This is a genomic window from Enterococcus sp. DIV0876 (assembly GCF_050529585.1).
Taxonomy (GTDB): Bacteria; Bacillota; Bacilli; order Lactobacillales; family Enterococcaceae; genus Enterococcus_D.
Map to the genome: position 1 here is coordinate 812,359 of NZ_CP172882.1, position 23,330 is coordinate 835,688.

The window sequence follows — 23,330 nt, forward strand, 5'->3', positions numbered from 1 at the left end:
TAAAAATACAAATAAAGGGGCAAACAGATTGGCAAAAGAAATGTATCAAAAAGAAATCTCAGAAATCATGGAAGAGGTCCAGAGTCGGCCAGAAGGTTTGACGCAGCAAGAAGCAACAAAACGACTTGAGAACGGTTTGAATCAATTGAAAGAAGCACCGAAGAAGTCTAGTTGGGCCTTGTTTTTAGAAACATTCAAAGATGCGATGGTGATCGTGCTGCTGATCGTGGCAATCATTCAAATGATCATGGGGGCACACGTTGAATCAATCGTTATTTTTGCAGTGTTGCTGCTGAATTCAGTGGTTAGTGTCATCCAAACCAAAAAAGCAGAAGGCTCGTTAGATGCACTAAAAAGTTTATCTGCACCTGATGCGACTGTGATTCGTGATGGCAAAGAACAAAGTGTTTTGGCAAAAGAATTGGTCGTCGGTGACATTGTGATTTTGGAAGCTGGAGATTATGTCCCTGCTGATGGCCGGTTGATTGAAGAAGGTTCTTTGAAAGTGGATGAAGGGATGTTGACAGGAGAGTCGACACCGGCTGAAAAAGAACTTGGCATCATTGATCGGACAGCACCGATTGGCGATCGTGACAATATGGTCTTTAGTGGGACCATCGTGACCTATGGCCGTGGCCGATTTATCGTGACGGCTACCGGAAATGTGACGGAGATCGGTCAAGTCGCTGGTTTGTTGGAAAATACGGTTGAGCATAAGACGCCGTTACAACGTGGCCTTGATTCATTTAGTAAGAAACTAAGTTTGGCAATATTGGTCCTATCCCTGATCATTCTTGGTGTCCAAGTGGCACGCTTGTTCTTAGGCGATGGCACTGGTGATATGACGGAAGACTTGGTGAATGCCTTTATGTTTGCGGTAGCAGTAGCTGTCGCAGCTATTCCAGAAGCTTTGCAATCGATCGTGACGATCGTGTTGTCCATCGGGACGAAACAAATGGCCAAACGCCATGCGATCATTCGTAAATTACCGGCGGTTGAAACGTTGGGTTCTACAAGTATTGTTTGTACAGATAAAACAGGTACGCTGACCCAAAACAAGATGACAGTAGTTGATTATTACTTGCCCAATGGACAAACGGGAGAATTCTCGAATGACCCAGCAAATTGGACATTGCCTGAAAAACGGTTGATCGATATCAGTGTTTTGGCCAATGATGCGGCAATCAGTGAAGATGGCACCAAATTAGGTGATCCAACTGAGATTGCGTTTCTTGATTACAGTGAAACGTTGCAACAACCTTATCGCAGCATTCGTCAGCAATATCCGCGACTGCAAGAATTGCCTTTTGATTCTGATCGTAAATTGATGTCTACCCTTCATGAGATCGATGGAGAGTCCTTGCTCTTGACCAAAGGCGGACCAGATATCGTTTTTGGCCGTAGTACGAAAGTGTTGATCGATGATCAAGTGGTCCCTTTGACAGAAGACATCAAGGAAAAATTACAACATCAAAATGAAGAATTTTCAAAACGAGCGCTACGTGTTCTAGCCTTTGCTTATCGCCCGATGGGTGATGCCAAAGCACGCGAATTGACACTGGAAGATGAAGAGGAATTGATTCTAGTTGGCTTGATGGCGATGATCGATCCGCCGCGAAAAGAAGTGAAACAAGCGGTGGCAGATGCCAAAGCAGCAGGGATCAAAACAGTCATGATCACTGGTGACCATAAAACAACTGCGGTGGCGATCGCCCAAGAAATCGGGATTGCTGCTGATGGTGATTTGGCATTGACTGGTACAGAGTTGGACAATTTGTCTGAGCCTGAGTTATCAGAGCAATTAGATAAGATTACTGTGTATGCCCGTGTCTCTCCAGAAAATAAGATCCGTATCGTCCGCGCATGGCAAGATAAAGGCAAAATTTCTGCCATGACAGGTGATGGCGTCAATGATGCGCCAGCCTTGAAGCAAGCCGATATCGGGATTGCGATGGGCACCGGAACGGATGTCGCAAAAGATGCTGCCGCTATGGTCCTGACCGATGATAATTTCGCTTCGATCATTCGCGCTGTAGAAGTCGGACGGAATGTCTTTGACAATATCAAAAAGGCGATTTCTTATTTGTTTGCTGGAAATTTAGGTGCAATCATCGCGATTGTTTTTGCCTTGGTCATGGGTTGGGATAATCCATTCACTGCATTGCAATTGTTGTTCATCAACTTGGTCAATGATTCGCTGCCAGCAATCGCTTTGGGGATGGAAAAAGCAGAGCCGACGATTATGGAACGAGCACCTCGTGATCCGAATGCCGGCATCTTTACTGGCAAAACATTGATTTCAGTTACTTATCGTGGTATCTTGATTGCCGCAGTCGTGATTTTAGCGCAATGGCTAGGGATGAATCAATCACCTGAACTTGGTGTAGCGATGGCATTCTCCACATTGATCTGGAGCCGAACATTACAAACATTGCCTGCCCGTTCAAATACAGAAACAGCATGGCAAGCGGGATTTTTTGCCAATAAAATGGTATGGTTGGCCATCGTGGTTTGTGGCGGGTTATACAGTATCACCTTGCTGCCTGGTATTCGCGAAGTATTTGCCATTCCAACGACCTTTACGTTGAATCATGTTGGTTTATCCATGGCGATGGCAGCTGGTGCAGTCTTATTGATGGAAATCACCAAACTGATCATTATCGCTGTGCAAAATCGTAAAGGAAATTAAGCGCGAAAGTTCATCTGTACAATAAGATAAATTACAAAAAACTACTTAGGAACCGCCTGTTCATGGTCCTAAGTAGTTTTTTTGTCTAGAGAAAAAGAATAAACAGTAAACAGTTTATCAGCAACTAGACTGTGTTTAGCGGGGGTCATTTTATTTTCTTCAATTGACTGATCTGATCAGCGGTATGAAGCAGCAGCTGTTGATAGCCTTGCTCCTGGCTTTTGCCATATAAATAGGCGTCATAGGCAGCGGTCAATTGGATAAAACTGCCGTGGAACAGAGGATACATTACTTCTAAGCGCTGTGCATAATCTGTCAGTGTTTCGGCATCGTGGCGGTACAAGACCTGTGTTGTCTGTTTTAACAAAAGAGGATAAGCCTGTGTCAGGGGCGTTTGAGAAAAACGACAAATCAGCCAAATCCGAATACGAAAGAGTTTATGACGGTACAGATAGATCAAACCCACCACAAGCAGACCGCCTAGCCAGATCACACTGTTGCGTAAAAGCTGTTTCACTTCAGTTGTCAGCCATGGCTCATTTTCTGCTTCTGTCGCACTAAGACTGCTGCTGGTCGTCGTTTCAGTCGTTGCGCTGCTGGTACTGCTTTGACTTGCTGCAACAGAACTTTCACTTGGGGTTGTTTCATCTGTAGTGGTATCCGTCTGCAATACTGGTCGATCTGGGTTTTGAAAGCTAGGTGTCGGTTCGAAAGGGACCCAACCGTAGCCTTCAAAAAATACTTCCACCCATGAATGGGCATTTTGGTTGCGTACGGTATACGTGGTCGTTCCTTCAGTAGTGACCGGATCACCAGGAGAAAAGCCCTTAGCCCAACGTGCAGGAATATCCAACGTTCTCAGTAGAACTACCATCGCACTGGAGAAATTGTCGCAATAACCGACTTGGCTTTCAAATAGAAATTGATCCACATAATCTTGATCATCTTCAGGATAGACAGCATCTGTTTTTGAATAGCGAAAATTGATGGTATTTTTTAAGTAGCTTTCGATGGCAGTGACTTGATCGAATAAAGTTGTTGCATCTGCGACGATTGCATCAGCCAATGCAGGGATCCTTTCTGGAAGTGTCTCAGGCAGCTGGGTATAATCCACCGAAGTATCAGGCTGCTGCAAGGAGATGGCTTGCAGTTTTTCTGCCGTGTAGTCCGGCTGATCCCAAGTGATCGCCAATTGTGTCAACACTTCAGGGGCAATCAAATCGACTCTTCGTACTGAATCGTCTGCTTGCAGCCCTTGGGCACCGGCAGTTAAGTTCAATTGGCTGCGACCGTAAGGCAATGGGACATAATCGCCGTGATCCATGAAATCAATGAGGATATCTTCTGTCTCCTTATACAGTTGTTGGTATTGATCATCTGCGACCGTTAGTGACACTGGATCAGTTCGCACATCTTCCTGGCGGATCGTACTGATCCAGCCTTTTCCAGAATAAAAATCTTTGCTTTCAACACGCCAATAATGGCGGGTATTTTGTTGTGCCTCGAATAAAACAGTGGTGTCGTCTAATAATGGTCCACCCAATTGACGATCATTTTCACTAAAGCCGGTTCGAGAACCGGAAGGGGTGCCATTTTCTTCAATAAATCGGTAAAATCCCGCCTGATTCAAATGTGTGCGGATCATCGCTGAACGACTGACCAATTGATCTCTAAGGACGGTCCTTGGCAGATAGACCGCTACAAAAGTCAAGCAGGCCAGAACCAGTAGGACCATTGTCCATTCAGCCACCTTGCGCTTATCCCAGATCTGTATTTGCGCAATGATTGCTGAAGCCATGCCGCAGATCAAGATACCTGCAATATGCCACTTTAAATCAAAGCGATTGAATATGACAACCGTCAGCAGATAAGTCAACATCATGGCATAGGTAAAAAAGAACCAGCGAAAAATGATGGGTAACATCGCCAAGAATAACACCCAAGTGACAATCAAGGTCACTGCCGCCAATTCAGTAATATACCCGACATCGCCGACAATGATTTCCCTGACTGCCCGTAAAAAGTCATACCCAAAGCGAATCAGCCAATCGAACGAAAAACCGGTACCATAGGGAAATATGCGATATAGCACAATAAACCAGGCGACGAGTAACAAGGGCAGACTATAGCGCAATTTTGGCAAAATCACCAATGACAAACAGATAAAACCAGCGTAAAGCAGCAATGTCGATTCGTTGCCCAAGTCGTAAACTGCCACAAAGGGCAAAATCATGAGAATCAAACTGATATAGGTCAATAACCCGATGAGACATTTTTTGATCAATGTACCGTTCATATGTCCACCTCCTCTGCAATCTGACGATCCAAGTCTGCATAGGTCAAGAGTTGACAACTGTTGTGATGCTGCAATTGCTCCATGTATCCATAGACTTGATCCGTAGCAGCAGGGGCAACCAGTAAAACATGCCTGCCAGAAAGCGGCGGAATGCCCGTAGGTAATTTGTCAAAAGGTGTGATCTGGGCATAAGCTAAGGCATCTGTTTGATAAGGGGAAGAAAGGCCTGAGCCAAACAACAGGATCTGGACAGTATGTTGTTTTTGCATCAGCTGATGCAGCGAATAAAATAGTGCCAAGGTTGCTTCAAAGGCCGCATCTGCTTCCCCCCAGAAAATCAAAACAAGGGCTTGTGTCTGCAGGTTTTCATGTTCGCGATAAACCAGTGCTTGCTGTTTGCTGGAAAGTTTCCAATCAATTTGTTTCAACGAATCTCCTGGTCGATAGGCACGAAACTGCTTGATCGTAAATGTTGGTTCGCCATATGTATACCGCTGCGTTTGTTCTGTGATCAGAGGCAGCAATGCCGTTGCCTCTGCCCGATAAGCGGGTAAGACCAGCACGGATTGCGCAATCGTGATCGACCGTTTTTTGTAAATGAAGCCGAATAAATCATGGCTGCGTAAAGTCGCTGTAAAGGTATCATAGACGCCCCGCGTCGGTGGTACCCATTGGGCTTGTGTTCGAATAGATGCGCCACGGTAAAAAGATAATGTTTGTTGATGGAAACCATCGTCAAAAGACAGATAAAGTGCGATAAAAGGGAAAAACAACGGACGATAGGAGAAAATTTCAATCGGCAGAGAAATCGTTGCACCTTGTTCGACCTGCAATGATTCCTCAATGGTGACTTGTACTTTTTTCAAGGAAGGAAAAAGGCTCAAAAGATCAAAAAGCAAGATAAGTGTCAGCAAGAACCATAGGCTCCAGCCTGCATCGTTGTTGAAGATGAAACAATAAGCCAGTAAAAGCAAATAAGCAATGGTCAAAACAAGTAGGCGTATGAGTCGTTTTGCAAGATGTGTATCCATAATCATTTCCTCGTTGGAACGGGTACCCGTTGAATCATTTGTTTCATCAGCTCGGCCAATGTTTCGTCATTGGCATGGATCCCGCCTTTGACCAACAAACGATGCCCAAAAACGGCCGGCAATATCCGCTGCAAATCTTGCGGTGTCACATACGTACGACCTTCAGTCAGTGCCAAGGCTTTCGCGCCTTTCAAAAATGCGATCCCTCCACGAGGACTGATGCCCAATTCAATGCCATTATGTTGACGGCTAGCTTGCACCAGTTGCAAGGCATATCGCGCCACTTGTTCATCGACGTAGACATCATTTACTAAGGATTTGAGTGTTGTTAGTTCTTCGGCATGTAAAATCGTTTGGATTTGATCTAAACTTTGTTGGCGTTGGCCGGTCAAGAGGTCCAATTCATCTTGGAAATCTGGATACCCGATATGCAGCCGAAACAAAAAGCGGTCCAATTGGGCTTCTGGTAATGGATAGGTTCCTTCATATTCATTGGGATTTTGTGTCGCCAGCACAAAAAAATGCGGACTAAGCGGATACGTTTGATTGTCGATGGTCACATGATTCTCAGACATGGCTTCTAACAAGGAGGCTTGGGTTCTAGGTGTCGTACGGTTGATCTCATCTGCAAGTAAAACAGAGGTGAAAATCGGCCCCGGCCGAAATTCAAATTGTTGGCTTTGGGCATTGAAAATAGACACACCCAGAATATCATTCGGCAATAGATCCGGTGTAAATTGGACCCGTTTGTAATCACTTTGGATCGCTTTGGCCAATGATTTGACCAGCATCGTTTTACCAACACCGGGAATGTCTTCAAATAAAACGTGTCCGCCAGCCAGTAAAGCGGCCACGGTCAACTGGATAACATCATGCTTGCCCAGAATCACCTTTTCGACTTCAGCGATCAAGGCATTGATTTTTTGTAATTCAGCGGTCATAGAACAACCTCCTTGCAGGCTTTTCTTTTATTGTATCGGTTTTCAAAAGCTTACGCAATTTTCTTGCAAGAGAATGATCGATTCATTTGAGGTGATCATTCATGTAGATATGTGCAGCCATTTGATCCGCTTGCCGCAAGTTCCAAGCATCAGTGCCAGGCTGCGCCGTTGCGGCAGTCAGCCAATGGATGCCTTCAGTCGGAATGCCAAAGCAATAGAGTCCTTCTTGCGGTCGACCCTGTTGATCCAAACAAAGGTTGGTAAGCGGATCAATTGCGATGGCGCCAGTATGGAAATCTGCGGTATCGTGCATGTGTAAAAGATGCGGATGTATCAACCGTTGCGTCAGCAAGTTGCTGATCAATGGGTTGGCAGTGGCTTCCACAGCTGTTGTGGGAATTCTAGCTTCCATCATTTGTGTTGCGCGAAAGCGCTTCTCTGGAAATTGTTTGGAATAAGTGACGAAAACATCGCTTGTTTCAACGGTCATTTCAGGTCCCAGTAACGTCACGATCCCAGCCTCTATCAAGGCAATCAGTTCTCGTGTCCGTTGCAAAGGGGGACCAATGGATAAAAAACTATTTAGTGGTACAAATGACTGCCAAAATAGTTCTTTCAAATCTTGTGACGAGAGCAAATGATTCGCCAAAATCACCCGCAATGGTTCTCGCAGATCTTTCAATACTTCTAAAGCACTGCTGACTGGCCCAGACAAATTACCCAATGACGCTTCCTCTAAGTCCCATTTTAAGTAATCAAGCAAAAAATCTTGCGGGGATTGTTCAGAAGACTTTTTGGTAAATGGCTGTTTGAAGAAGGACCAATCCCATTCAGCAGTGGTTGGGATGGCAAAATCATGGACAACAGATAGCTGCCCATCCTGTTGGATAAAGGCATCTGTAAAGGCGTGTACCTCTGCTGATGCTCGATGCATCACGGTGCTGAGATACTGTTGGTAGTAAACCAATTCGACTTCTTTAGCCAAATAATAAAAGACGATTTCTGCTGCTGCCTGTTTATTGTTGAGCCATGCTGCGATTCTATGTTCCGTCAAAAAGTGCGGCTGCCGTTGCTGCGTAGGGCGCTTTTGGTTTTTTCCTCGTGGATGATAGGGTACACCGCGATGAGAACCGGCAATGATCAATGGCTCTTGACCGGATGGTCGATAGCGGTACTGGCCGTTTACTTCAAGAAATTGTCCACCCCGCCCTGTTGTCAGTAAGGTCACATAATCAAAGAAAGCCAAACCCAACCCGCGCAAAATCAATGGTTTCTGGGCTGCAACTTTTGTGAAATCAACATCTGCTGCATTCGCTGGCGGTGTATAAAATAGTTGATTTTGTTGTGCGAACGCCGCTAGCTCAGCCTCTAGTACAGATAAGCGAGCGGCACTATGTCCGGTTGCCAAAACGACTTGGTCTGCTGGCCAAGCATTATCCGCTGTTTTGACACAATAACCCGCTGTTTCTTTTGTGACGGATAATACCTCAGCTTGGACATAGGTCAGTTCAATGAAAGAAGGGCAGTGTTTTGCTAATTGATGATAAAACCATTGCTGGTACAATCCGTAGAGCGCGCGCGAACAATGGCCATCAGGATCGATAGTGTCAAATGATGCCAACAACCACGGCGCGTGTTGTTGGGCAAATGCTTTTCCACTTGTGATTGCCCATTCATAAAGGGTCGGTCCTTTCACCACAGGTCCACCACTTGTTAAGGTATCATCTGTAAAAAGGGTCACCTGACTTGTGACTGAATTGATCAGCAAGTCTTGATTTTGGCCGGTACGCCAAACAGCCCCAGGAAGATAAGGGTCGATCAAAAGGATCGAAGAGGCCATCTGTTGTTTTTTTCCATGGGCAATCAGCCGCTCGCAGAGAGACAATCCCCGAGGGCCGGCCCCGATAATGACGATTTGCAAGGTAAGACACCACCATTCTTTTTAACGTGATTGCGTTAAGTATAGCGAGGGGGAGCGTCAAAGTAAAGAAGGATGGACAAGCTTCCTTGACCGTTGGATGTAGAAAAAGTATGCTTAAAGTATATCAATGAAGTGGAAGCTGCAGAGAGGATTTGGAGAATGATCAAATTAGTGATTACAGATTTAGATGGTACGTTTTTAAATAGTGAGGGAAGTTTTGATTATGCCTATTATCAACAAGTCAGTCAAAAAATGAAAGCTGCCGGTATGTCTTTTGCAGCATGTACAGGAAAACAGTGCGAGCGGGTGGAAGAATTGTTCCAAACAGCTGCAGAGGATGTTTGGATTCTGGGGGATAGTGCAACCCGCATCAAACATCAAGGCGAATATGTCTATGAATCGTTGTTGCCGAATCGGTTAGGATTAGAGATCATCGAAAGATTGGGGCAAATCGCCAATGATCATGTCATTATTGCTTGCACGCCGACAGCAGCGTATATCCATGAATCAGTCAATGAAGGGGATGCTGCACGGGTTCGCGGTTCTTATCGGATTTTGGAAACGGTTGCTGCCTATAAAGACATCACAGATGATTTTGTGAAAATCACAGTGTACGATCCGAAGCTGCGCTGTTTTGAACACGTCAGCCAGCTAGATCGTTTTAGGAGCAAAGCGTATATCGTAGCATCGGAAGCAGCTTGGATCGATATCACCAATCAAGGTGTTCATAAAGGAACGACAGTGGCCCGCTTACAAGAAATGCTGCACGTCGCACCAGAAGAGACCATGGTATTTGGAGACGGATTAAATGATCTGGAATTGATGGCAGCAGGACGGTATAGTTTTGCGATGCGCAATGCCTTTGACCAAGTCAAAGCTGCAGCGCAGTTTGTGACAAAATCAAATGATGAAAATGGTGTGCTGCAAACAATCGATTTATTTTTAGATCTGCAACAATAAATGAAACAGCAGAAACCTCTGACTGATGGTTTCTGCTGTTTCTGCTTTTTATCAAGTGTTGCTTAGACTGAATGGATAAGCATCCGCTGCCCATTCGCGGCTGCGAGGAACGATCCCCAATTTGAAATCGATGGTTCCGCCAGCAATCAATTCTTGATGGGTAAAGAATAATTTCTCTACGGAGGTGCCATTTAATGCCACAGCATCGACAAATAATTGTTGCGGTTTATTTGGTGTACTTTGGATCGTCAATGTTTTGCCAGAAGATAATTTGATCGTTGCTTGATCAAACAATGGCATACCAATCACATATTCACCCGTCCCTGGTGTGACTGGATAAAATCCGAGGGCATTGAAGAGATACCAGCCCGCCATACTACCGTTGTCTTCATCACCTGGGAATCCTTTAGGTGTGTCGTTGAAGCATTGTGTCAATAATTGTTTGATCAAAGGTTGCGCCATTTCTGGTTTGCCGATGTAGCTGAATAGGTATGGATAATGGAAACTAGGCTGATTGGAAATGGCTAATTGGCCAAAGTCGATGGCAGCCATTTCACTCATTTCATGGATCTCAAAGCCATAGCCTTCCGTAGTGTAAGCAGGCGCTTGGTTACATAAATCAATCAATTTTTCCTCAAATTTTGCTTTACCGCCATGGGCATCGATCAAGCCGGCAAAGTCATGATAGACAGCAAAACTACTTTGCCAAGCGCTGCCTTCTGCATAGTCTTTCCCCCAACGATGGTCATTGAAATCTGGTCGGAAGTGCCCGTCTTTGTCCTTCGCCCGCATAAAGCCAGTTTCCGGATCAAAAATATGCTGGTAGTTGCGGCTTTGGGCTTGATAATGAGCGGTTTCCGTATCATCAAGCTGCTTGCCAACTTGGCTAATACAAAAATCACTGTAACAATAATCTAAAGTGTGGTTGACTGATTCATGGTAATCAAGGGGCACGTAGCCATATTTTAAATAGTCAAGGGTTCCTTGCCGACCGTAATTGCTGTTATCACTTTGCTGGGTAGCGGCTTTTTTCATCGCAGTCAGCAATTCAGGCATTAAGTCAGGGCGAATACCTTTGACTGCGGCATCAGCAATGACTGCATCGATCAAAGTACCAGGCATCAGTCCCCGTTCATCTGGCGACAACCATTTAGGCAGAAAGCCGCTTTCTCGATAGCTGTTCAAAAAGCCTTCCAACATGTCTTCCAACTTCTCAACAGCAATCAACGAGAACAATGGATAAACGGTTTTGTAAGTATCCCAAAAACCGTTATTTGTGTAAAGCGGGCCCGGTTTGCTCGTTTTTGCCAACGTATCCCAATGCATCTTGCGTCCATCTTTATCGATTTCATAGAAGGTTTGCGGAAACAAGAACAAGCGATAAAAATTATGATAAAAGGTGCTGACTTGTGCTTGATCGTGGTGAGTCAATTCGATGCGTGATAAGTAATCATTCCATTGCTCAGTTGCAGCGGCTTTAAAGTCTGGCAAGGTCCAATTGGCTTCCCGTTGTAAATTCAGCAAGGCTTGATCCTCACTTAAAAAGGACGTGGCAAAATGGATACTTTCTTGCACTTCATCGGCGAAGCGGGCAATCACAAACCCTTCTTCCCCTTGTAGGTTGCCTTCTAATGCAACGATCGAGCTGGCAAACCGACACACAAAATGGAAAGTAAAGCGTTCATCTTCGCAACCGGAAAAGATGATCAGTGTAGCGGCTAAGGTGTGATCATCGATTTGTTTAACAGTATATTCTCCTGGAAAAGACAATCCCAACCCAGGATCGGCACCACATTGGTCGATGGCCAGCATGCCGCCGTACATGCTTGGAATCAATGTAGCTGTTGATTGATATCGCTGCGTTTTGATTTTTAAGTAAGCTGGGTTGAAGGTGCTTTCTTCTGGTCGGTAGGAACTTTGGGCATGAAACAGACTCGGCTCACTAACAGCACCATTCAATGGCAGCAAAGTCATATGGCTAAAGTCACCCATCCAAGGACTTGGTTGGTGGGTGATTCGAAAACCTTGGAAGGTGCGGTCTTCTGGATGAAACCACCAGCTACCACGTTGATTGCTGGTTTGCGGGGCAAAGAAATTCATCCCAAACGGCACACCAGTATAAGGCAAACAATTGCCATGAGAAAAACTATATTGATTGTCAGTGCCATGTCTTGTATCGATCATTGAAACGTTCACTTCAGTCACTCCTTTGGTTTGGTTGATTCTCTTATGATCAAAGATACCGCCACAAGCTGTGCGGCAGGTTCTGTTGAAACGTGTGTATTTGCAGGATCTGCAGGATCGCTTTGATTGATTTTCTCGATAACCTTTAGACCTGCCAAGCGGCCCATTTCCGCAAAGTTTTGCCCAATGGTAGTCAAAGCTGGATCAACCAATGCCGCTGCTTGGATATTATCGAAACCAATCAGCGAAAAATCGGCTGGTACTTCTTGTTGGTTTTGTCGCAAACACCGCATCAATTCGATAGCGACCAAGTCATTTTCACAGACAGCAGCTGTGATCTGATGGTCACGGATATAAGAGAGTGCTTCACTCAGTACAGCATGGGTATCATCCAACTTTGTGATAAAACCCGCCGATTGCTGTAGTGCATCGACATAACCCAAGTAACGTTTCCGCACCGACTGTGGATGGTGGCGATCGCCAAAAATATACGCGATGCGCGAATGGCCAAGTTCAATCAAATGAGCGGTTGCTAGTTGCCCCCCTTCAAAGTTATCTGGCAGTATTGCCGGAAAAGGGAAGTCATGCAACTGTTTATCTAACGTGACAACGGGAAAATCATTCTGTTGACAAGTAAACAACAAGTCATAATAGGAACTGGTGTTGCTGGCATAGTAAATCATGCCGTCAAATTCTTGCATCAAATCTTGGGCAGTCGTTTTTTCTAAGTAATCGGCAGGGGTCATCAACAATTCATAGCCATATTCCTGCATGACTGGATAAATGCCTTCTGTAAAGTTCCCTAAAGAGAGGTCATTGGCAAAAGGCAAAACAAATAAAATTTTTCCGGTTGTCTCGCGTTTGGGTTGTTGGCGGACAAAGCTGCCACTGCCTTGGACACGATAAATCAACTGGTTCTGCTCAAGCTCAGTTAATGCCCGTTTGGATGTGATCCGACTGACTTGGTACTGCTCAGACAACTCTTTTTCGGTTGGCACCCGACTGCCGGGAGCCAGTGTGCCGGTCAAAATCGCATCATGCAACGCATCATAAATTTGCTTATATAAAGGCTCTTTCATACGTTTGCTCCTTTTTGATATATCATATTCAACAGAATAGCACAAAACAGCAAAAATGAAAACCCTTTAATTTTTGTTGATTTTAGCTAGACATCCAGTGTAAACATGGTTATACTGAACTCGTTAAATGATATATCAAATTTAGGAAGGTGACCTCATGGTTTACAAACAAATACCAAATTCTGTGGCAACATTTATGGAAACGATTACTGAAAAATGCGGAGAAGAACATGCCGCTTGGGCGAAAAACTTCAATGCTGCTTTTGCCAACACGCTATTAACAACAGTCAAACGTCATGAAGACGGTACGACATTCTTATTGACAGGTGATATTCCTGCGATGTGGTTGCGGGATTCAACCGCGCAAGTGCGACCATACTTAGTAATAGCCAAAGAAGATGAAGATTTGGCAGCGATGATCAGCGGCTTGGTCAAAAAACAATTTTTCTATATCAATATCGATCCTTACGCCAATGCTTTTAATGAAACAGCCAATGGTGCGGGCCATCAAGAGGATCATACCGAAATGAATGACTGGATCTGGGAGCGCAAATACGAGATCGATTCATTGTGTTATCCCGTGCAACTTGCCTATCTTTTATACAAAAATACTGGCCGGACGGATCAATTCAACGATGATTTTGTCAGCGGTATCAAGAAAGTCTTAACGGTCTTTCAAACGGAACAAAACCACGATGCATCTCCTTACCGTTTTGAACGAGATACTTGGCGCAAAGAAGATACATTGACCCACGATGGCAAAGGCACACCAGTTAAGCCGACGGGCATGACTTGGTCAGGCTTCCGCCCAAGTGATGACGCATGCAAGTATGGCTATTTGGTACCATCGAATATGTTTGCTGTTGTGATTTTGGGCTATATTCAAGAATTATTCTCAAGCGTTTTGAATGATGACGCAATTGTAGCACAAGCCAAAACATTGCAAACGGAGATTCAGACGGGTATCGATCACTACGGAACGACCACCAACCAAGCTGGAGAAACAATTTATGCCTACGAAGTGGATGGATTTGGCCAAGCATCGATCATGGATGACAGCAATGTGCCGAATCTGATTGCAGGCCCTTATCTTGGTTATGGTGCCATCAATGACCCAATGTATCTGGCAACGCGAAAAACGCTCTTAAGTCCAGAAAATCCTTACTTCTATGAAGGCAAATATGCGAAAGGCATCGGGAGTTCTCATACACCAGAAAACTATGTCTGGCCGATCGCGATGGCCATGGAAGGGATGACGACTGACGATAAGTCTGAGAAAAAACGTATCCTTGATCAATTAGTGGCTACAGATGCCGATACCAATCTGATGCACGAAGGCTTTGATGTCGATGATCCAAACCAATACACCAGAGAATGGTTCTCATGGGCCAATATGATGTTTTGTGAATTGGTGATGGACTACTTCGATATTCGAGTGGAAAAATAAGACAAGTATAAGTCAATCAAACATGAGCGAGCGACACGACAATACAAATTATGCAAGGAGCGTAACGATGAAAAAACAAGTCTATATCATATCCCACAGTCATTGGGATCGAGAATGGTACATGCCCTATGAACAACACCATATGCGTTTGGTTGAATTGATGGATGATCTCTTAGAATTGATTGAAACGGATCCTGAATTTCATAGCTTCCATTTAGATGGCCAAACGATTATTCTAGACGACTATTTAGAAGTACGCCCAGAAAAAAGAGCATTGATCCAAAAAGCGATTCAACAAGGGAAGCTGCAAATCGGTCCTTTTTATATCTTGCAAGATGATTTCTTGATCAGTGCGGAATCAAATACCCGCAATATGTTGATCGGGATGGCAGAAAGTAAAAAATGGGGGACGCCAGTCATGTTAGGCTACTTCCCAGATACCTTTGGCAATATGGGGCAAACGCCGCAAATGATGCTGCAAGCCAATTTAGAAAGTGCTGCTTTTGGGCGTGGCGTCAAACCGATCGGCTTTGATAATGAGGTCTTGCCAGATGATCAATTCACATCTCAGTATTCTGAAATGCATTGGGAAGGACCAGACGGCAGCCGGATCTTTGGCTTGTTATTTGCGAACTGGTATTCAAATGGCAATGAGATTCCTGCGGAAAAAACAGCAGCCAAAGCCTTTTGGGATCAAAAACTGGCAGATGTAGAAAAATTTGGTGCCACCAATCATTATTTGATGATGAACGGTGTCGATCATCAACCGGTGCAAAAAGATATCACAGCTGCAATTCGTTTAGCCAATGAATTATATCCAGAGTATGAATTTAAACATGCCAGCTTTACAGAATATTTGGCAGCGGTTCAAGAAGACCTGCCAGCTGACCTAGGTACGATCACCGGTGAATTGACCAGTCAAGAAACCGATGGCTGGTATACGCTAGCCAATACGGCATCAGCGAGAGTCTATTTAAAACAATGGAATACACGGGTTTCTCGTCAGTTGGAAAATGTCGCGGAACCTTTGGCGACGATGGCCTATGATCTGACACAAACATACCCTCATGATATCTTGGATTTTGGCTGGAAGACACTGATGCAAAACCATCCCCACGACAGTATCTGCGGATGTTCTGTTGATGAAGTCCATCGTGAGATGATGCCACGCTTTGAAAAAGCCAATGAAATCGGCAAATACGTAGCAGAAGAAGCCTTGCGTCATTTAACGGCAGCTATCGATACCACACGTTTTCCAGAAGCAAGCCGTCCGTTTGTTATCTTCAATACGGCAGGCACCGCGCGTTCAGGTTTGGTTTCGGTGACGGTCGAGTTGGCACGCAAGACCTTTAAAGAAGGTTTGCCAAGCAAGCTTTACCATGAGTTGAAACAAGCACCAAAAGGCAGTTATCAGGTGATCGATGCGAACGGGCATCAAGTTGAAGCCCTAATCAGTGAAGAAGAAGTCCTTTTTGATTACGAACTACCTAAAGATGCCTTCCGGATACCATTTATGAAACGTTTTGTGACTGTTCAAGTAGCGGTGAAAGACATGGCGGAATTCTCGTGGCAAACCTTGGCATTGGTGGAAACAGATGCAGCATCTTCTTCAGAACAGACCATTGTCAAAGAAAATGGCCGTCAATTGGTCAATGACCATGTAACTGTCAATATTGCCGATAATGGCAGTTTAGCCGTGACTGATCATCAGACAGGGGATACTTTTGAAAATCTGCTGGTCTTTGAAAATGTCGGTGATATTGCCAACGAATATATTTTCAAGCAGCCAGAAGGGGATCAAGCCATTTTATCTACGACTTTCCCACACCAAATCAAAGTCATCGAAAACAATGACCTTGTAGGTGTAGTGGAAATCAGCCAAACAATGATGATTCCATCGGCAGCAGATGAACAACTAGCGGAAGAACAAAAAGCAGTCGTTGACTTTCGTTTCCGTAAAGCCAAGCGCAATCAAGATTTGGTACCATTTACGCTTACGACGCAAGTACGTTTAGAACGGGATAGTCGCCGGGTGGCGTTTCAAACAACCGTCAACAACCAAAGCAAAGATCATCGCTTAAGAGCTTTATTCCCAACCGGCATCAATGTTGACTTCCATGAAGCGGATAGTATTTATGAAGTGGTCAAACGACCAAATAAAGTCTCCAGCCACTGGGAAAACCCGACCAACCCACAACATCAACATGCCTTTGTCAACCTGCACGATGGGCAAAAAGGGGTGACCGTGTCAAACTTTGGGTTGAACGAATATGAGATCGTTGATGATACGATTTGCTTAACATTGTTGCGTTGTACAGGAGAACTAGGAGATTGGGGGTATTTCCCAACACCAGAAGCACAATGTTTAGGAGAGCACACCTTTGACTATGGCATTGCTTTCCATGGTGCACCAGAAGAACGGTACGAAACCTATAAACAAGCACAAGCTGCGCAAATCCCATGGACGACTGCTCAAGTGACGCATCAAAAAGGAACGATGCAGGCTACTGCACAATATCTCAATGCTAAAGGCGAAACGACAGCGATCACGGCGTTGAAACGCAGCCACTATCAAGATCAAATCGTCTTAAGAGGGTATAATATGGCGGATCAAGAAACGGCATTTACAGTCCAAAAAGACAATACCAAACAAGCAATACTCAATTTATTAGAAGAAACGATCGACATGATGCCCGCTGATGTGATCAAACCATATGAGATTCGCACTATTGGCTTAAAGGAGGATTAAAGCATGTATATTGGCGGTATTGAAGCGGGCGGCACAAAAATGATTTGTGCCGTCGCAGATGAATCGATGACTGTGATTGATCAAACCTCGATTCCAACGACCTCACCAGCAGAAACGTTAGCTGCAATCTTTGCTTTTTTTGCACCCTATCCCATGAGGGCTGTTGGTGTCGGCTCATTTGGGCCAATCGGGATCGACCCGCACCAATCCACATATGGTCATATTTTGGCAACGCCCAAAGCTGGTTGGCAACATATGGATGTTGTCGGCGCGTTAAAAAATCAATGGCCGGATACTGAAATCATCTGGACGACAGATGTCAATGCAGCTGCATATGGCGAATTGCGCTTGGGTGCAGCTAAAGGCAAAAGTAGTTGTGTCTATATGACAGTTGGAACCGGGATCGGTGCTGGCGTGGTTCGTGATGGTGAATTATTCCAAGGCATCGGCCATCCAGAAATTGGCCATACATTTGTCAAACGGCATCCAGACGATACCTATCCAGGTACTTGTCCCTATCATCATGATTGTTTAGAGGGACTTGCCGCAGGCCCATCTCTAGAAGGGCGGACGGGGATCAAAGGACAGGATCTACGTGAGGATCATCCGATTTGGGATCTGCAGGCATACTATATTGGTCAAGCATTGGTCAATATCACATTGACCCTGGCGCCAGAGAAAATCATCTTAGGTGGCGGTGTCATGAATCAACCGCATTTATTGGCCAAAATTCAAGAGGCCTTTGTGCAACAAATGGCCGGCTACATGGAAACGCCGCCAGTGAATGAGTATATCACTACTTGGGCTTTGCCAAATCAAAGTGGCATCACAGGTTGTTTATTGCTGGCGCAAGAAAAGGTGGCACAAAAATGACCCATCATTTTCCAACGGACTTTTGGTGGGGCGCAGCCGCCAGCGGACCGCAAACGGAAGGGCGTTCGCCAAATGACAGCAAAGGTGCATCGATTTGGGATCATTGGTTTAAGACCAATCCTGAGAAGTTTTATCAAGGACAAGGGCCTGGACAAACCACCCAAGTGATGACCCACTATCAAGAAGACTTGCAATGTATGGAAGAAATCGGCTTTAATTCTTTTCGGACATCGATTCAATGGAGTCGTTTGATACCAGAAGGCCGAGGCGCAGTCGATCAAGAAGCGGTTGCTTTTTATCATCGCTATTTCGATGAGCTGTTGGCACGAGGAATCCAACCCTTTGTCAATCTCTATCATTTTGATATGCCTATGGCATTGCAAAATCAAGGGGGCTGGCTCAATCGGGAAACGGTCACGGCTTTTGCTGAATATGCCCAAGTCTGCTTTGACTTATTCGGTGAGAAAGTCAGCCATTGGTTTACCCAAAATGAGCCAATCGTACCGGTTGAAATGGGGTATTTGTATCAACAACATTATCCGGCAGTCGTCGACTTGTCGATGGCTGTTCAAGTAGGCTATCATGAAGCTTTAGCCAGTGCGCGCGCAATCCAGAAGTTTCGCCGATCCGCATGTACTGGCAAGATTGGTATTATTTTGAATCTGACGCCCACCTATCCGAAAGATCCGCAAAACCCGGCTGATCAAGAAGCTGCTGTGATCGCCGATGCCTTTTTTAACCGATCTTTTTTAGATCCCGCCGTCAAGGGGACGTTCCCGCAAGAACTGGTGGAGATCATCGATGATTTAGGGATGCGTCCAAATACCACAGAAACCGATTTAGCAGTGATTCGCACCAATACAGTCGATCTGCTAGGCGTCAATTACTATCAACCGCGTCGGGTGCAGCAAAAGCAATCACCCAAAAATGGTCAGCACCCAATGCCGGAAGATTATTTTGATGTCTATGACTGGCCAGACAAAAAAATCAACCCTTATCGTGGCTGGGAAATCTATGAAAAAGGGATTTATGATACCTTGATCAATCTTCGTGACAACTACGACAACATTCCCTGTTTCATATCAGAAAATGGGATGGGCGTGGAAAATGAAGGCCGTTTTAAAAATGAAGCGGGGATCATCGAAGACGATTACCGCATCCAGTTTATCAAAGATCATTTGGCGTATGTCCATCAAGCCATTGAAGAAGGTTGCCACTGTTTGGGCTACCATATGTGGGCAGCAACGGACAATTGGTCTTGGTTGAATGCCTTTAAAAATCGATATGGCTTTATTTCCATTGATTTAGACACCCAACAACGAACCATCAAACGTTCTGGCTATTGGTTCAAAGAAGTGATTCGAGAGAACGGTTTCTCATGACAAGCGCTAAATAATCAAGCCCCGCAAGTACATGTAAACAAGTACTTGAGGGGCTTTTTGATGGGTGTGCACAAAAAATGCAAAAAATCTGCAAAAAAACCTTTAATTTGTTTCATTTTACCTTTAGTTTGTTCATTCATTTCCTTCGATGAAAGCGTTATTCTTATACCAGAAGGAGATGATGAAACGTGAAGAAAAAGGGCTTTTTGAAAAATGTCTGGCAATATAAAGCGCTGATATTGATGGCGATTCCAGGCGTGATTTGGTTTATCTTTTTTTTCTACATACCAGTATTAGCGAATGTGGTGGCCTTTAAAGACTTCCATATTTCACCAGATGGCTTTTTTGCCAGTCTGAAAGAGAGCCCATGGGTGGGCTTCGATAATTTTAAATTTTTATTTGCCTCGAATGATGCGTGGCTGATCACTAAAAATACCTTGCTTTATAATATTGTCTTTCTGGCATTCAATCTCTTTTTTGCCATTGCTTTCGCCATTATTATGAGTGAATTGCGCAATAAAAAATTGGTCAAAGTCTATCACACGATGTCTTTATTGCCTTATTTCCTCTCATGGGTAGTTATTTCTTATTTCGTCTACGCCTTTTTAAGTCCAGACAAGGGAATCATCAATCAGTGGATCAATAATATGGGTGGTCAGAGTATTAACTGGTACGCAGATCCAAAATGGTGGCCATTTATCTTTGTCTTTATGAATGTTTGGAAAAGTTTGGGATACAACAGTATCATCTACTATGCATCAGTGGTCGGAATCGATCAATCTTACTATGAAGCAGCCATGGTCGATGGGGCCAATAAATGGCAACAGATCAAAAACGTGACCTTGCCGCAATTGTTGCCAATGATTTCAGTATTGTTGATTTTGAATATCGGTGGTATTTTCAGAGCCGACTTCGGATTGTTCTATCAAGTACCACGAAATTCTGGTGCTTTGTACCAAGTGACAACTGTATTAGACACGTATATCTATAACGGATTAACGGCTACTGGTGACTTTGGGATGACGGCTGCAGCTGGATTGTATCAATCAGTTGTCGGTGCATTACTGTTGCTTTTTGCAAATTTGGTTGTCCGTAAATTAGAACCAGATTCAGCATTATTTTAGGAGGGTGGATCAAATGAAGAAAAAAGTAAAAAAAGTGGAGATTCGCTCCTTCAATCCAACTGTCAATTTGATTTTTAATATTGTCATCGCATTGTTTGCATTGTCATGTGTATTGCCGTTTATTTTTGTTATCGCGATTTCACTGACCAGTGAAACGTCACTGGCAGAAAACGGCTATCGCTTTTGGCCGCAAGAGTTTTCCTTCGCCGCATATAGCTATCTGTTTAGCGGTCGCATGAGCGGCAAGATTTTCCAAGCATTTGGCATCTCGATTTTCATCACGGTTTTTGGTACGTTCGTCAATGCTACGATGACCTCACTATATGCCTATGTGATTTCCCGTTCGAACTTTCCATTTCGACGCTTTTTTACGATCTTTGCCTTGATCACGATGTTGTTCGCACCTGGGATGGTGGCCAACTACTTAGTGATGGTCAACTTGCTTCAATTAAAAGATACGATTTGGGCATTGATTTTGCCGATGGCATTAGGCCCATTCAATATCTTAGTCATGCGGACCTTTTTCAAGAAAACTGTCCCAGATAGTATCATTGAATCTGCTAGGATCGATGGCGCTAGTGAGATGCGGATTTTCATGTCGATCGTTTTGCCATTAGCGGTACCAGGCATTGCCACGATCAGTTTATTTGCGGCATTAGGGTACTGGAATGATTGGTTCAATGCATTGCTGTATATTCAAAAAGATTCTTTAGTGCCGTTACAAGCACTTTTGATGCGGATCCAAAACAACTTGGACTACTTAGCCAAAAGTTCAGGCATGGCTGCTCAGATCCAAGGCGGATTGGCCGCTTTGCCAAGCGAGACAGCGCGCATGGCCATTGTCGTAGTTGCAACGTTGCCTATTGCCATCACCTATCCATTTTTCCAACGTTATTTCGTAGGTGGCTTGACAATCGGCGGCGTGAAAGAATAATAGAAGTAGAGGGAGGAACAAAAATGAAATTGTGGAAAAAAACAGCATTTGCCGGCATGGCTGCAGCGACAGCTTTGGGGATGGCAGCATGTGGGACCGGTGGGGATACCTCAGATTCAAGCACAAGTGCAGATGGTGTCACAACATTGTTGATGTATCAGGTAGGGGATAAACCAGACAACTTTGATGAGTTGATGGAGATCGCCAACAAGCGGATCGAAGAAAAAATCAATGCCCGCATCGACTTGCAATACATCGGTTGGGGCGACTGGGATCAAAAGATGAGTACGATCATCTCTTCTGGTGAAAACTATGATATTTCATTGGCGTCAAATTACGTAGCCAATGCGCAAAAAGGGGCTTATGCAGATTTGACTGAATTGGCGCCTGAATATGCGAAAGAAGCATATGACATGCTGGATGAGTCTTACATCAAAGGAAATACGATCGATGGCAAACTCTATGCCTTCCCAGTGAATGGCAATATCTACGCCCAACAAGTGTTGACCTTCAACAAACAATACTTAGACAAATATGATATCGATATCAGCGGGATCGAATCCTATGAAGACGCTGAAGCAGCGTTGAAAACATTCCATGAAAAAGAACCAAACATCGCACCATTTGCCATTGGACAATCTTATAATATCTCTGGCAACTATGACTATGTCATTGGTAAAGAATATCCATTTGCAATCAAATTAGATGGTAACTCAACAGAAATCATCAATCAATATGAAGATGAAGAGCAAATGGCTAACTTAAAGTTGATGCATAAATGGTATAACGAAGGTTTGATTCCAACCGATGCTGCAACGAACACAACTGGTTATCCATTAGAAGGAAATACTTGGTTCATGCGTGAAGAAACACAAGGACCTATGGATTATGGTGATACGATCTTAACCAATGCTGCTGGTCATGAATTGGTTTCTCGACCAATTACTAAACAATTGAAATCAACGTCACAAACACAAATGGCCAATTTTGTTGTTGCCAATGTATCGAAAAACAAAGAAAAAGCAGTTGAATTTTTAGGCTTATTGAATAGCGATGCTGAGTTGTTGAACGGTTTGGTTTGGGGTGTTGAAGGCGAAGCATGGGAAAAAATCGAAGGAAAAGAAGGCAAGATTCGATTATTGGACGGCTATCTGCCAAATACCCGTATGTCAGCTTGGAACACAGGAAACAACTTGATTCTTTATACACAAGAGTCTATCACAGATGAAATGATCGCTGAACGCGATGAAAATATCGCCAATGCAGAAGCATCACCGATTCTAGGATTCAACTTCAAAACCGATAATGTCAAAACAGAAATCACCAACATCGCCAACGTGATGAATCGGTATAAATCAAGTTTGACGACTGGAACGATTGATCCTGAAGAAAACGTACCAAAACTTGTGGAAGAATTAAAAACAGCAGGTTGGGATACAGTACGTGATGAAATGCAAAAACAATTTGACGAGTATCGTGCGAGTCAAGAATAACCAAGATTTTTGATCCTTGATTGAACAGCAGGTCAAAGAGTGATTGCCCAGAACGATAGGTTCAAGCAATGCTCTTTGCCCTTTTTTATCTTGAAAATTTCTGAAAAAAGGCGTTATAAATAACAAGTATTATTGTTTAGATAAATGCTATTGATTTTTGTACATACTTTGATTAAAAGATTCTCAGCCAGCTTGAGTTGAGATAGAAAAACATGCTACATTTTGTT

The 23,330-nt window shown here is 44.1% G+C and carries 15 protein-coding genes; 9 read left to right on the plus strand and 6 right to left on the minus strand.

The genetic code is table 11. The features are described from left to right. The first annotated feature begins 40 nt into the window (after positions 1-40). Entirely contained in the window at positions 41-2,689 is a 2,649-nt protein-coding gene (locus tag IGI41_RS03825; protein WP_430612718.1) for a cation-translocating P-type ATPase, read from the plus strand. Positions 2,690-2,834: 145 nt separating this feature from the next. On the opposite strand, the gene IGI41_RS03830 is transcribed toward IGI41_RS03825, so the two are convergent. The 4 genes from IGI41_RS03830 to IGI41_RS03845 form a co-directional block, all read right to left on the minus strand. Further along, positions 2,835-4,985 carry a DUF4129 domain-containing transglutaminase family protein gene (locus tag IGI41_RS03830; protein ID WP_430611399.1) on the minus strand — a complete coding sequence of 717 codons (2,151 nt, stop codon included), beginning with the start codon at positions 4,983-4,985 and terminating at the stop codon, positions 2,835-2,837. After that, a complete protein-coding gene (locus IGI41_RS03835; protein WP_430611400.1) occupies positions 4,982-6,016 on the minus strand; it encodes a DUF58 domain-containing protein in 1,035 nt (344 codons plus the stop codon). Before IGI41_RS03835 ends, IGI41_RS03830 begins: the two co-directional genes overlap by 4 nt. A 2-nt stretch (positions 6,017-6,018) precedes the next feature. Continuing rightward, the gene (locus tag IGI41_RS03840; protein ID WP_430611401.1) at positions 6,019-6,957 is read right to left on the minus strand and encodes an AAA family ATPase; all 939 of its coding nucleotides are present in this window, start codon (positions 6,955-6,957) and stop codon (positions 6,019-6,021) included. An 82-nt stretch (positions 6,958-7,039) separates the two neighbouring features. Then, complete coding sequence (locus IGI41_RS03845; protein ID WP_430611402.1) at positions 7,040-8,878, minus strand: FAD/NAD(P)-binding protein; 1,839 nt, start codon at positions 8,876-8,878, stop codon at positions 7,040-7,042. 159 nt (positions 8,879-9,037) lie between these two features. Between IGI41_RS03845 and IGI41_RS03850 the strand changes: the two genes are divergently transcribed. Further along, on the plus strand, positions 9,038-9,838 hold the full coding sequence (locus IGI41_RS03850) for an HAD-IIB family hydrolase (RefSeq protein ID WP_430611403.1): 801 nt from the start codon (positions 9,038-9,040) through the stop codon (positions 9,836-9,838). 51 nt (positions 9,839-9,889) lie between these two features. On the opposite strand, the gene IGI41_RS03855 is transcribed toward IGI41_RS03850, so the two are convergent. Continuing rightward, the gene (locus tag IGI41_RS03855) at positions 9,890-12,034 is read right to left on the minus strand and encodes a GH92 family glycosyl hydrolase (RefSeq protein ID WP_430611404.1); all 2,145 of its coding nucleotides are present in this window, start codon (positions 12,032-12,034) and stop codon (positions 9,890-9,892) included. A 5-nt stretch (positions 12,035-12,039) separates the two neighbouring features. Beyond that, entirely contained in the window at positions 12,040-13,101 is a 1,062-nt protein-coding gene (locus IGI41_RS03860; protein ID WP_430611405.1) for a GntR family transcriptional regulator, read from the minus strand. 157 nt (positions 13,102-13,258) lie between these two features. On the opposite strand from IGI41_RS03860, the gene IGI41_RS03865 reads away from it, so the two are divergent. The 7 genes from IGI41_RS03865 to IGI41_RS03895 all read left to right on the plus strand — a co-directional run bounded on the left by IGI41_RS03865 (position 13,259) and on the right by IGI41_RS03895 (position 23,103). Next, complete coding sequence (locus IGI41_RS03865; RefSeq protein WP_430611406.1) at positions 13,259-14,548, plus strand: glycoside hydrolase family 125 protein; 1,290 nt, start codon at positions 13,259-13,261, stop codon at positions 14,546-14,548. A gap of 67 nt (positions 14,549-14,615) precedes the next feature. Beyond that, entirely contained in the window at positions 14,616-17,297 is a 2,682-nt protein-coding gene (locus IGI41_RS03870) for an alpha-mannosidase (protein ID WP_430611407.1), read from the plus strand. A 3-nt stretch (positions 17,298-17,300) separates the two neighbouring features. Continuing rightward, the gene (locus tag IGI41_RS03875; RefSeq protein ID WP_430611408.1) at positions 17,301-18,170 is read left to right on the plus strand and encodes an ROK family protein; all 870 of its coding nucleotides are present in this window, start codon (positions 17,301-17,303) and stop codon (positions 18,168-18,170) included. Continuing rightward, positions 18,167-19,552, plus strand: coding sequence for a glycoside hydrolase family 1 protein (locus IGI41_RS03880; RefSeq protein ID WP_430611409.1), 1,386 nt, complete (start codon positions 18,167-18,169; stop codon positions 19,550-19,552). Before IGI41_RS03875 ends, IGI41_RS03880 begins: the two co-directional genes overlap by 4 nt. A 242-nt stretch (positions 19,553-19,794) precedes the next feature. After that, the gene (locus IGI41_RS03885; protein ID WP_430612720.1) at positions 19,795-20,676 is read left to right on the plus strand and encodes an ABC transporter permease; all 882 of its coding nucleotides are present in this window, start codon (positions 19,795-19,797) and stop codon (positions 20,674-20,676) included. Positions 20,677-20,689: 13 nt separating this feature from the next. After that, positions 20,690-21,610 (plus strand): carbohydrate ABC transporter permease, encoded by a 921-nt coding sequence (locus IGI41_RS03890; RefSeq protein ID WP_430611410.1) that lies wholly within the window; start codon positions 20,690-20,692, stop codon positions 21,608-21,610. 23 nt (positions 21,611-21,633) lie between these two features. Beyond that, positions 21,634-23,103, plus strand: a complete 1,470-nt coding sequence (locus tag IGI41_RS03895) for an ABC transporter substrate-binding protein (RefSeq protein WP_430611411.1) — start codon at positions 21,634-21,636, stop codon at positions 23,101-23,103. Positions 23,104-23,330: the final 227 nt, after the last annotated feature.

Excerpts from the sequence above, each read along its gene's own strand:
- IGI41_RS03825 (WP_430612718.1), top strand. The coding sequence starts at position 41 with ATGTATCAAAAAGAAATCTCAGAAATCATGGAAGAGGTCCAGAGTCGG.
- IGI41_RS03830 (WP_430611399.1), bottom strand. The coding sequence starts at position 4,985 with ATGAACGGTACATTGATCAAAAAATGTCTCATCGGGTTATTGACCTAT.
- IGI41_RS03835 (WP_430611400.1), bottom strand. The coding sequence starts at position 6,016 with ATGGATACACATCTTGCAAAACGACTCATACGCCTACTTGTTTTGACC.
- IGI41_RS03840 (WP_430611401.1), bottom strand. The coding sequence starts at position 6,957 with ATGACCGCTGAATTACAAAAAATCAATGCCTTGATCGCTGAAGTCGAA.
- IGI41_RS03850 (WP_430611403.1), top strand. The coding sequence starts at position 9,038 with ATGATCAAATTAGTGATTACAGATTTAGATGGTACGTTTTTAAATAGT.
- IGI41_RS03860 (WP_430611405.1), bottom strand. The coding sequence starts at position 13,101 with ATGAAAGAGCCTTTATATAAGCAAATTTATGATGCGTTGCATGATGCG.
- IGI41_RS03865 (WP_430611406.1), top strand. The coding sequence starts at position 13,259 with ATGGTTTACAAACAAATACCAAATTCTGTGGCAACATTTATGGAAACG.
- IGI41_RS03870 (WP_430611407.1), top strand. The coding sequence starts at position 14,616 with ATGAAAAAACAAGTCTATATCATATCCCACAGTCATTGGGATCGAGAA.
- IGI41_RS03875 (WP_430611408.1), top strand. The coding sequence starts at position 17,301 with ATGTATATTGGCGGTATTGAAGCGGGCGGCACAAAAATGATTTGTGCC.
- IGI41_RS03880 (WP_430611409.1), top strand. The coding sequence starts at position 18,167 with ATGACCCATCATTTTCCAACGGACTTTTGGTGGGGCGCAGCCGCCAGC.
- IGI41_RS03885 (WP_430612720.1), top strand. The coding sequence starts at position 19,795 with ATGGCGATTCCAGGCGTGATTTGGTTTATCTTTTTTTTCTACATACCA.
- IGI41_RS03890 (WP_430611410.1), top strand. The coding sequence starts at position 20,690 with ATGAAGAAAAAAGTAAAAAAAGTGGAGATTCGCTCCTTCAATCCAACT.
- IGI41_RS03895 (WP_430611411.1), top strand. The coding sequence starts at position 21,634 with ATGAAATTGTGGAAAAAAACAGCATTTGCCGGCATGGCTGCAGCGACA.